Source organism: Telmatobacter bradus (assembly GCF_048629425.1).
GTDB lineage: Bacteria > Acidobacteriota > Terriglobia > Terriglobales > Acidobacteriaceae > Telmatobacter > Telmatobacter bradus.
The window spans coordinates 3,013,574-3,024,867 of record NZ_CP184532.1 but is presented as its reverse complement, the minus strand read 5'-3'; the positions used below and the strand labels follow the sequence as shown (position 1 = coordinate 3,024,867).

8 protein-coding genes are annotated in these 11,294 nt (G+C 58.3%); 5 read left to right on the top strand and 3 right to left on the bottom strand.

What is annotated here, in order from left to right; genetic code table 11:
- Positions 1 to 298 precede the first annotated feature (298 nt).
- Entirely contained in the window at positions 299 to 2,110 is a 1,812-nt protein-coding gene (locus tag ACOBR2_RS12485) for an AMP-dependent synthetase/ligase (protein WP_420236441.1), read from the top strand.
- Here ACOBR2_RS12485 and ACOBR2_RS12480 read toward each other — a convergent pair.
- Positions 2,034 to 2,690 (bottom strand): hypothetical protein, encoded by a 657-nt coding sequence (locus tag ACOBR2_RS12480; protein WP_420236440.1) that lies wholly within the window; start codon positions 2,688 to 2,690, stop codon positions 2,034 to 2,036. The two genes, ACOBR2_RS12485 and ACOBR2_RS12480, sit on opposite strands and share 77 nt — an antisense overlap.
- 206 nt (positions 2,691 to 2,896) lie before the next feature.
- Here ACOBR2_RS12480 and ACOBR2_RS12475 point away from each other — a divergent pair, with 206 nt between their 5' ends.
- The 4 genes from ACOBR2_RS12475 to ACOBR2_RS12460 all read left to right on the top strand — a co-directional run bounded on the left by ACOBR2_RS12475 (position 2,897) and on the right by ACOBR2_RS12460 (position 8,044).
- Positions 2,897 to 4,015, top strand: a complete 1,119-nt coding sequence (locus tag ACOBR2_RS12475) for an acyltransferase family protein (protein ID WP_420236439.1) — start codon at positions 2,897 to 2,899, stop codon at positions 4,013 to 4,015.
- 203 nt (positions 4,016 to 4,218) lie between these two features.
- On the top strand, positions 4,219 to 5,256 hold the full coding sequence (locus ACOBR2_RS12470; RefSeq protein ID WP_420236438.1) for a 6-phosphofructokinase: 1,038 nt from the start codon (positions 4,219 to 4,221) through the stop codon (positions 5,254 to 5,256).
- Positions 5,257 to 5,778: 522 nt separating this feature from the next.
- Positions 5,779 to 6,255: a GNAT family N-acetyltransferase gene (locus tag ACOBR2_RS12465; protein ID WP_420236437.1), complete on the top strand. Its 477-nt coding sequence runs from the start codon at positions 5,779 to 5,781 to the stop codon at positions 6,253 to 6,255.
- Between the two features lie 112 nt (positions 6,256 to 6,367).
- Positions 6,368 to 8,044 (top strand): SulP family inorganic anion transporter, encoded by a 1,677-nt coding sequence (locus ACOBR2_RS12460; protein ID WP_420236436.1) that lies wholly within the window; start codon positions 6,368 to 6,370, stop codon positions 8,042 to 8,044.
- 87 nt (positions 8,045 to 8,131) lie between these two features.
- Here ACOBR2_RS12460 and ACOBR2_RS12455 read toward each other — a convergent pair whose 3' ends face one another.
- On the bottom strand, positions 8,132 to 9,457 hold the full coding sequence (locus tag ACOBR2_RS12455) for a dipeptidase (protein ID WP_420236435.1): 1,326 nt from the start codon (positions 9,455 to 9,457) through the stop codon (positions 8,132 to 8,134).
- Positions 9,458 to 9,721: 264 nt separating this feature from the next.
- A complete protein-coding gene (locus ACOBR2_RS12450; RefSeq protein ID WP_420236434.1) occupies positions 9,722 to 11,293 on the bottom strand; it encodes an FAD-dependent oxidoreductase in 1,572 nt (523 codons plus the stop codon).
- Position 11,294: the final 1 nt, after the last annotated feature.

Sequence of the window (11,294 nt, the reverse complement as noted above, 5' to 3'; positions counted from 1 at the left end):
TATAAATATACATATGGATGAATAAGTATGCAATCGGATCCTGGGGCAATTCCTATCGCGGAAGATGAATTTTTGTGAAATCCCTCGCGGGACACATGCTCTGAACCTTAATTCAGTTCTTCTTCGGAAGCGACTCAGGCACCTTCTATGCATCAGGACGCGACAGCGGAAGCCAGAAAAAGGCCAAAAGTAGAAAGATTGCCGCATTTGTCGCCGTGAAATGAGTTCTGGGCAGGTCTGCGCTGTTACACTCACGTTTTGGCCGTATGGCGATCAAACCTCACAGCCAACGAGAAAAATGACTAAAATTGCACCTTTCAATACTCTGAATGACCTTTTAGCGCGTGTGGTTTCCCGTGGTAACTCTCGCGCAGTGCTCTGGCAGGACCCGTTTGGCAACTGGCTTCCCATTAGCTCAGACCAGTTCTACCAGCGCGTTCGTTCTGCCGCCAACACGTTTTTGAGTTGGGGCGCACAAAAGGGCGACCGCATTGCCCTCATCTCTGAAAACCGTTGGGAATGGGCGGTTGCTGATTTTGCCACCATGGCTTTTGGCGGCATTGTCGTTCCCATCTATCCGACCCTGACCGGGGAACAGATTGCTGCTCTGCTGGCCGATGCCGGCACGAAGATTGCACTGGTTTCCAGCCGTCAGCAATTCGACAAACTGAACTCGGTACGTCATCTTACGGTGCTTGAACGCATCGTGATGATGGACGCTCCGGCTGCCAAGGAAGCTATTGCCTTCAGCACGCTGGTGGAAGGGGCCGACGAGCTCGGCGCCCAACGCGATCCAGAGTTCGACCGCATGGCGGCTTCCGTCACAGCCGACGACCTCTGCACCCTGATCTACACTTCGGGCACCACCGGCGAGCCGAAGGGCGTGGCGCTCAGCCATGGCAACATCGCCTCCAACCAGTCGATTGCGGCCAACGACTTCAACATTGACGAGAACGATGCCTGCATCTCGTTTCTGCCGCTCTCGCACATCACGGCCCGCGCGCTTGATTACGTCATGTATGCGCGTGGCGCGCAGGTAGCCTACTGCTCACACTTCGACAAACTGCCGCAGGCTATGCGGGAGGTTCGTCCCACGGTTTTTGTGGGTGTGCCCCGCGTCTTTGAAAAGATCCGCCAGGAAGTGGAACGCCGTGCCTCCTGCTCCGGCTTCAAGCAGAAACTGCTGGGCTGGGCGCTGCGCACTGGTGCCTGCCATGAGCAGACGGTCTTTGATGGAAAAAAGCCCAAGGCATTTTTCTGGCAGTTGGCCAACAAGCTGGTGTACAGCAAGGTGCGTGAGGCCTTTGGTGGCCGCGTGCGCATCTTTGTTTCGGGCGGCGCTCCGCTGGGCGTGGAAACCGCGCAGTGGTTTGCTTCGGCCGGCATCGCGCTTTGGGAGGGCTACGGCCTGACTGAGACTTCGCCCTTGATTGCCATCAATTCGCCGCTCAGCCACAAGATGGGCGCGGCTGGTCTGCCGATGGCCAATCTTGAGCTGCTGATTGCCGAGGATGGCGAGCTGCTGGTGAAGGGGCCGTCGGTTTTCAAACGCTACTGGCATCAGCCTACCGGCGAGAGCGCGGCCTTCGATGCCGAGGGCTGGTTCCACACCGGCGACATCGGCCATCTGGACGCGGACGGCTTCCTGTTTATTACCGATCGCAAGAAGGAACTGCTGAAGACTTCCGGCGGCAAGCTGGTGGCTCCGCAGCCTATTGAGAACAAGCTGAAGGCGCATGTCCTGGTGGGTCAGGCCGCGCTGATCGGCGACAAGCACAAGTTTGTGTCGGTGATTATTTCGCCCAACTTTGCCGCGCTGGAAGACTGGGCTAAGCGTCACAACGTCAGCTTCAAGTCACGTGCAGAGCTGGTGGCCAACCCGCAGGTGCTGGGTGCGTATGGCGAGATTGTGCGGGAAGTGAACGCCACTCTGGCCAACTACGAAAGCCTCAAACGCTTCCGCGTGGTGGCCGATGAGTGGACGCAGGAGACGGGTGAGTTGACGCCTTCGCTGAAGCTCAAGCGCCGCGTGCTTAATTCTCGTTATGCGGAGCTGATCGTTTCAGTTTATGAGGACGAGGCAACCGCGCGTGGCGGATCGGCGAGCTAAGCCGCCCCAGGCCATTGCGTACCACAATGCGCTTGGCCCACATCCGCTGCACAGCCTGGAAGAAGGGCGCCCCCCCGGCGCCCACTGCCAGCAGGCTGCCGAATAAAATAATGGCATCAATGCTCAGGCGGCCCTCGTCTGACCAGTAGGCATTTGGCTCCAGATCGAGCCACAGCGCGAACTCATCGAGCGTGAGCGCCGCGCCCATTCCATAGCCGACCGACATCATGCGGCTGAAGAAGATCGACATGGGCGAGTGCGAGCGTCCCAGGTCCATCAGCCAGCCGTAGCCGACCAGCAGCAGAATCAGAATGCCCCAGACCAGATGGTGAATGTGATGGCCGCGCACCACCACCCACTCGAAGTGACCCTGGTGGTTGACGATGCGGTGCACCAGCAGTCGAACGCCCACAAATGTGACCAGAAAACTGAAGGAGGCGATGAACATACGGCGGCGAGGCCGATCCGGAATCGTACTCCGTATCAGATAGCCCAGTCTTGTTAACTGCAGCAAAATGAGAAGGACAACAGCTACAAGACTGGCAAAAGCCAGCAACATCATGGCACCACTACCGGGCATAAAGACTATGACAATTCAACTTTCTTCCGAAAATGCTCTAAGACTGCAGAGCTATTTGAACACACCGGGCAGGATTTTTCCCAATTTGAAGCACAACGCGTACATGCGCAAGCGTTGGCTGCGGAGATAAAATTGGCGGCCTGGGGAACTCCTGAAATAGGCTCTGCGTACTCCGTTTTGTACTCCTTTCTGCGAGGAAAACCGCCATGGCCGAGCGCGAGCTCTTTTTTGACCGCCTGCGCAGTGTGCTGACTGCCTGCGTCATACTGCATCATTGCGCCATCACCTATGGCGCGTCCGGCGGATGGTTCTACTACGAGCGACATTTTGACGGCACACCCTCCAGTTTGTTTCTGACCATCTTTACCGGTACGCAGCAGGCTTACTTTATGGGATTCTTCTTTCTGCTTTCCGGTTACTTTACTGCCAGCTCGCTTGACCGCAAAGGGGCGGGCCGCTTTCTGGCTGACCGCTTCCTGCGCTTGGGTTTGCCGCTGCTTGGCTTCATCCTGTTGCTGGGGCCGCTGACGGCGGCCATCGTTGAAGGGGCCACCGGCGGCAGCTTTTGGGGCACATTTGTCTGGCTCTGGCATCACCAGCGCATCATCAACGGCCCGCTGTGGTTTGCCGAGGCGCTGCTGATCTTCAGTCTGCTTTTTTGCGGTTGGAGAGCCGTTGTACCAGCCGCGACAATCCGACCCAAACAAGAAAAAATCCCGGGATTTTTCTGGTGGATGGCGAGCGCCGTGGCCGTCGGTGCGGGTTCTTTGCTTCTTCGTCAGTGGATTCCGGTAGGAAAAAACGTCTTTGGCCTGCAGCTTGGCTTCTTCTGCAGCTACGTTTTCCTGTTCTTTTTAGGGATTGTGGCCCGGCGCAGGGATTGGATTGCGCAACTTACCTGGAAGCAGGCGCGCTGGCCCTTTGTGGTCTCCATGGTTGTGTTTCCTGTTCTGTGGCTGACCTGCGGCCTCTTTCAGGCAGCGCATCCGCAGCAGGCCCTGCATCTGGAGGGTGGTCTGAGTTTTCCTGCCATTGTTTATGCCTTTTGGGAGCCGTTGTTTGCCTGGGGCGTGATCGCGGCTCTTCTGGTGGGCTTCCGGCGCTGGCTGAATCGGCCCTCGCCCTTGTGGAACTGGCTTGACCGGCGGGCCTATGCCGTGTATGTCATTCATCCACTGGTACTGGTGGGCATGGCGTTGCTGCTGCATGGCTGGACGGCTGCGCCGGTGGTCAAGTTCGGCGTGGTGGGCGGATTGGCCTGCGTTTGCTGCTGGTTGCTGGCGGATCCGCTGGTGCGGCTGCCGGGTTTACGGCGAATCTTGTAAAAACCAAATCCGGAATATTTTCTAACTTATACAAATCGCAGGATTTTTCCTGCTTTTCTGGTGACCGCGCTCACGATTCCGCTTTACGGGCTAGGTTTACACTGATTACGGCGTCGAGAGCGGCCGTTCCGCGTCTTGAATCCAAATGAGCATTCGGGCGCAGCCCAGACTGGCGCGTGCCCCTTCAACTGAGGAGAATTACGATGCGTGTTGCTTTGTTGACCGGCGGTGGCGATTGCCCCGGACTGAATGCCGTGATCTACGCGGCGGTGAAAAAAGGCATCAACCACTACGGCGATGAGTTCATTGGCTTCCTGAACGGCTGGCGGGGCGTGCTCGACAACAACTTCATCCCGCTCACACTTGAGGCAATCGACGGCATCCAGCTCAAGGGCGGCACGATCCTGCACTCCTCGCGCACCAACGTCAAGAAGATCCCTGGCGGTATTGAAAAGGTGCAGGAAGTTCTGAAGCGGAACAAGATTGATGCTCTGATTGCTCTGGGCGGCGACGATACCCAGTCGGTCACGCTCTATTTGAGCGACAACGGCCTGCCCTCGATTGGCGTTCCCAAGACCATCGACAACGACATCAGCGGCACCGACGCCACCTTTGGCTTTGACACTGCCGTCATGATCGCCACCGAGGCCATCGACCGCATTCACACCACCGCTGACTCGCATAACCGCGTAGTCGTGGTTGAGGTGATGGGCCGCGATGCCGGATGGATTGCCATGGCCAGCGGCGTTGCCGGTGGCGCGCATGTGGTTCTGGTTCCCGAGCGTCCCGTCGACATCGATCACGTTTGCGCCCTGCTCAAGTACAACTACGACCACGGCAAGCACTACGGCGTGGTGGTGGTGGCTGAGGGCTGCAAGCTGCCCGACGGCAGCCAGGTCATTGGTTCCGGTGAAGTGGACTCGTTTGGTCACGCCCGCCTGTCGGGTATTGGCGAAGCTCTGGCCAGCCTGATTGAGAAGAAGACCGGCTTTGAAACCCGCTCGGTCAACCTGGGCCACACCCAGCGTGGCGGCGTCCCGACGGCCTATGATCGCCTGCTTGGTCAGCGCTACGGTCTGCACGCCATCGACATGGTGCACGATAAGAAGTGGGGCCGCATTGCTGTCCTGCAGGGCACCGACATTACCGACATCACCATCAAGGAAGCTATTGCCACCAACCGCCGCCTTGATCAGCGTTTCTTCGATGTGATCGACGGTTTGGAAGCCAGCGTTAAGTAGTCAGATTGCTGCAACACGCAAGACGAAAGGCCATCCCGGTAGGGATGGCCTTTCAGGTTTCTGACAAAGTTGTGTTTTGAAAGAGCACGGCTTCACAGGCTGCGGAAAAACGGTTGAATCCTTGCGGGGGGCAGGAGAGAAACGTCCCTCAGGGGCTAAAGCCCCGTTGATTTTATTGCGTTTATTTGGCACGGCTGAAGCCGTGCCCTTTCAAAACCGAGCCCCAAGAGAGTTTTTCCGCAGCCTGTTCAGCCGTGCCGCAAGAAGAGGAAAAGTGGATCGGGCTTACAGGTTGCGGAAAAACTCGTAGCGGAGAGAGGCAGGGGTTTTAACCCCTGCAAAAAGAGGCAAACTGTGCGCGGGCTTCAGCCCTGGAAGTCTTTTCGCCAGCAGGCATCCAAAGTAGGAAGTAGAAGAAATAGCCCGCGCCTAAAGGTGATACTTAACGCATCCACTCTTCATGGGTCTGAAGGCCCCTGCTCCCTCCACACATAAATTCTCAAAATATCCGACAATAGAGGAGTGCTTTATCGTCCCTACACGCCCGCTGACTTTGCTGCGCTCTATGTGATTGAGGAAGTGTGCTTCAAGCGCCCACAGCGGTTTGGCAAGCGTTTAATGCGGAACCTGCTTGCCAATCCCGATTCTGCGGCGTGGATTGCCGAAGAGAACGGCTCGATGGCAGGTTTTGCGCTGGTGGAGTGGGAACGCGAAGAGGACTTCGTAGCAGCCTACCTGGAAACCATCGAACTTCTGCCCGTCTTTCGAGGTCAGGGAGCGGGGGCAGAGCTGTTGCGTTGCTGTTTGCGGTCGGCGCTGTTGGCCGGTGCAACGCTGTTTTGGCTGCATGTGGAGGCGGCCAATGTTGCCGCGCTCAAACTCTACGAGCGCTTCGGTTTTGTGCCGCGGGAGCAGGAAGAAAACTACTACGGCCGCGGCCGCCATGCGCTGATTCTTTTGCTTGATCTGGGGCAGGATCCGCAGAAGATCGTATCCTGATCCGCTTTGGAACGGCGCGATGCGCTTTTGTCGCGTTGGAGTGCGTAACCAGGGAAAGGGCCTTCAATAGCGCATCGGAAATCGACCTGGGCGTAAAATAAATATAAGTCTCATGCCCATCGACAGTCATCACCTTCCGAAATCCCTTTTGGCGTTGCGCAGCTACAACGCGCAGATGTTTGTGCACGATCTTCTGGCCGGTATTACGGTGGGTCTGGTGGCCTTGCCGCTGGCCATGGCCTTTGGCATTGCTTCGGGCGTTACGCCGCAGGCTGGCCTGTACACGGCGGTGATCGCGGGCTTTCTGATCTCGGCCCTGGGCGGCTCACGTACTCAGATTGGCGGACCGACCGGCGCGTTCGTCGTCATCGTTGCTGGTATTCTGGCCCGCTTCGGTATGAGCGGTCTGGCCATGGTCACGCTGATGGCTGGTTTTATCCTTGTTCTGATGGGGCTCACCGGCCTGGGCGCAGCGGTCAAATTCATTCCGCGTATGGTCGTGATGGGTTTTACCAATGGCATTGCCATCCTGATTGCGAGCACCCAGATCAAGGACTTTTTCGGACTGAAAACCGGTGCGGTGCCGAGTGACTTCCTTGGTCGCATCAAGGTGTTGCTGGCGCATGCGTCCAGCTTCAATCCTGCCGCGCTCGGAGTAGGCGTGGCCACGCTGGCCATCATTTTGCTGCTGCCACGCTTTACCAAACGCGTGCCGTCTTCGATTGTGGCGGTGGTTGCCTGCACAGCGGCTGCGTATTTTCTGCATTTGCCGGTGGAGACGATTGGCACCAAGTTCGGAGGTATTCCCAGCGGCCTGCCGCCCTTTGCGTTGCCCAGCCTGCATGCTGAGCACATTCTGCCGCTGATCCCTTCGGCCTTCACCGTGGCCATGCTGGCCGCGCTTGAAAGCATGCTCTCGGCGGTGGTGGCCGACGGCATGACCGGCGACCGCCACTTTCCTAACGTCGAACTGGTGGCGCAGGGACTGGCCAACATCGCATCGCCACTGTTTGGCGGCATTCCCGCGACAGGCGCGATTGCGCGTACAGCCACCAACATCCGCGCTGGCGCTCGTTCGCCCATTGCGGGCATCGTTCACGCCATCACGCTGCTCTTGATTCTGCTGGTAGCAGCGCCCTTGGCCAGCTACATTCCTCTGGCTACGCTGGCGGGTGTGCTCTTCGTGGTCTCGTACAACATGGGCGAGTGGCACGAGATCGGCTCGATTTTACGGCTGGATTTCACCGCTATTTCGGTCTGGATCGTCACCTTTGCACTCACCGTTTTTGCTGATCTGACGGTGGCGGTGGGCGTGGGAATCTCGTTGGCTGCGCTGCTTTACATCTATCGCGTGGCCGAAACCACCACGGTTTCTCCCATCACCGATGAATACATTCGCGACGGTCTGCCGCATGTGCTGCAGGGGCGCATTCTTCCGCCCTACGTCTCGCTGCTGCGCATTCATGGACCATTTCTCTTTGGCACCACGGAAAAGCTGATGGATGCGACCGTCAACCTCGATGCCTTTGAGTGCGTTGTGATTCTGCGTCTGCGCAATATGACGGCCATCGACGCCACCGGCATTCACGCTATTCAAACGCTGGCCAAGCGGCTGCGTGCCTCGAACCGTGACCTGGTGCTGTGCGGCGCAATGGAGCAGCCTTCGAAGCTGCTGGGTGGCACACGCTTTGTGGAGCGGCTGGGCGAGCAAAATATTATGCCCAACATTCAGGCCGCGCTTGACCGGGCCAAGGAAATTCACGAGCAGAAGTTGGCAGAGAAGAGTTAGAGGCTATCAGCCAATGCTGTCTGCAGCAAAAAAATGGGGCACGGCGGTTGATTCCGCTGTGCCCCATTTGCCTGTGTGTTGATTTGTCTATTTCGTCGCGCCCAGCTTCGGTCGATCCGTGGACGGTATGGTCTTGGCGATCTGCTGTACCTCGGTGAAGACGCGCAGCAGGTTGCCGCCCAGAATCTTGCGGCAGTCTTCGGCGGAGTAGCCGCGCTTCGTCAGCTCGGCGGTGATCTTGGGCAGGTCGGCGGCGGAGTTAATGCCCTGCGGCAGCTGGCCGTTGATGCCGTCAAAGTCCGAGCCCAGGCCCACGTGATCGACGCCCGCAACCTTGGCAATGTGGTCGATCTGGTCAATCAGATCGGAGAGCGGAGGCCGGGGAATGCGGTCGAGCATCGTGCGCTCCAGATTTTCCAGATCCGCCTGTGAGGTCTCGCGACCTTCGGCTTTGTTCTTCGCCTTCAGCGCGTCCTTGGCCTGGGTAATTTCAGAATCCATGGTCTTCTTTGCATCGCGATACTTCTGCGAGACAAAAGCCGAGTAGAAGTTGACCTGCACCACGCCGCCCTTGGAGTCTGGTCCGCCGCCGTTGGCAATGGCCCGCAGCATGTCGTCGGTCATGTTGCGGGGCGCATCGCACAAGGCCCGCGCACCGCTGTGCGAGGCAATCAGCGGAGCCTGCGAAAGCACCAGGGTGCGATAGAAGGTCTTGTCGGAGACATGCGAGACGTCGATCATCATGCCCAGCCGGTTCATCTCATAGACCACGTCTTTGCCGAATTCATTCAACCCGTTGGGCGTGTGCGGAATGGTCTTGTCGTCAAAGTCGCCGGAGCTGTCGGCCCAGCCGTTGGAGTTGGACCAGGTGAGCGTCATGTAGCGCACGCCCAGCGCGTAGTACTGGCGCAGCAGCGGAATCGAATCCTCAATGGAATGGCCGCCCTCGATGCCCATCAGCGCGGCCAGCTTGTGCTCGCGGTGCGCACGCTCAATGTCGGCAGGGCTGGTGGCTAGCAGCATCTGGTCGGGGTGCCTGGCCACCTGAAGCTTGACGGCGTCGATCAGCTCCAGCGTGCGTCGGGCGGCGTGGTCCTTGTAGGTGACGGGGTCAACCCAGATGGAGAAAAACTCCGCGCCCAGATTGCCTTTTTTCGCACTCTCCAGATTCAATTCGCCCGCGCCAAGGGGGTCGGAAAGATCGAAGTGCTCGTCGAGGAAGCGCTGCGGTGTGTCGGCATGCGTGTCGATGACGATGGCGGAGGCATGAACGGAGGCGGTATTCGGCATGGGGTCGGCTGTCCTGTGTGCCGCCGAGGGCTTGGCGGTTTGGGCGTTGACAAGCGGGGCGCTCTGCAGCGTTGCGGCCAGCGCAATCAGGGCGAAAGAGGGCAGGGAATAGGCTCGCTTCATAGGCTTTGATTGAGAGTGTATACCGGCAGCTCGGCAAAGGGCTTTTGGTAGACACGCTACAGGCGGCCGCGCTTAAAAAAAACAGGCTGTTGGGAGCTATTTCAACATAGTTTCCAACAGCCTGTAATGTGGGGGCGGTTTGCAAGCGCAATTAGAGCATTTTCGGAATACACATAGACTTTTTAATGGGCGTGCAAGGTGCCTCTTCCTTGAGGAAAAAGGCAATTAGAAGCCTGCTTTCGGTCTACACCCATTCCGAAAATGCTATCGCCTTTGTTCGTGGAACTCGGCTGCCCTATTTGCTGGCGCAGCGCTGCCTACAAAGCGCAGCAGCGCATCCTTGGCCGCCATACGGCCACTGTTGACGGCAAAGCCATAGGTTCCACCCGAGAGCCCCAGCGGATAGGTGTCGCCATAGAGGCCGCCCACGTCGTTGCCGGTAACGTAGAGGTGGTTGATCGGCTCGTCCTGTTCGTTGAGCGGTTGCAGGTACTTGTTGGTGCGCACACCGCCCAGACTGTTCAGGTAGTAGTTGACGATGCGGATGGCATAGAGCTTGCCCGTAAGCGGATGCAGATAGAGACGCGGCTTCACAAACTCCGGATCGTAGTTGGTTTCGGCTGCGTGGTTATAGTTGGCCACGGTCTGGGCCAGTTCGTCGGCGGGAACTCCGATCTGCTGGGCCAGATCCCTGATGTCGTTGGCGGCGTGGTAGTCGGGGTTTTTGGCTGCGACTTGCTCGTCCACCCATCCGGCGAGCGGAGGAATCGGCGTCAGCGCCGGAACCAGAACGCCAACCCCGGCCTCGGGACCGCGCGTGGTGTACTGCTGCAGCAAGGAGCTATCAAGAATAGCCCATGCCGTGTGCTGGTACTGGCGATCGATGGCATTGCCCATCTTGCTGAAGTCGAAGGTCATGGTTTCGTCAACAAAACGGTCTCCATGCACGTTGACGATGACGTTGAAAGGCTGCACCGCCGCGGATGCGATCGGCATGGGCAGCGTGTTGGTGTCTTCAATCTTCGCGCGGAAGCTGCCCAGCGGAAAATACTGCATGGTGCCCATGCCTTCGGTGACGGCGCCAGCCGATACGGCCATGCGGATGCCAAAGCCCGTCTTGCCGAGCGGGGTAGCCATGCCGCCGTGCTCGTTCCCGCTGTATTTCTTCACCCATTCCAGATTGTCGCCGAAGCCGCCGGTGCATAGGATGACGGCCTTGGCGTGGATCTCCAGCGTGGAACCATCCTTGGCCGTGGCGCGCACGCCGGAGACCTGATGATTGGCGTCAAAGAGCAGCTCTTTACCGGTCGTTTCCAGATAGATCTGGACGTTCGGATCGTCCTTGGCTTTGAAGTAGAGGGTGCGGATCAGCTCTTCGCCGTGATGTCCGGCGATCAGGTGCCAGCTGCGATAGCCCCCGGGATTGAGTGTGGCCACCTTCGAGAAGACCACGCCCTGATCCTGCAGCCACTTCAGGGTGAAGTTGGATTCATTGATGTAGCGACGCAGAAGCGGCGCGTTGCCCTTCCAGTTGTCTTCGGTCATCTCGCGTTGAAAGGCGTCGTCCTTGGTCAGAAAGTAGGCTTCCTTGACCTGCATATCTGACTCAGCGGCAAAGATGCCTTCGCCAAAGAGCCCCGTTCCACCCGGAAAGGGATTCTTTTCGAGAACGACGACTTTGGCTCCGCCCTGTGCGGCCGTCAGCGTGGCCGAGAGCCCAGCGGGACCTGCGCCTACCACCACAACATCGGTGTTCAGTGAGGTAACCGGGCCCTGTGCCAGTGCAGAGGATGCGGCCACGGCCGTGAGCACGACCAATGCAAAAAACTTGTTCATG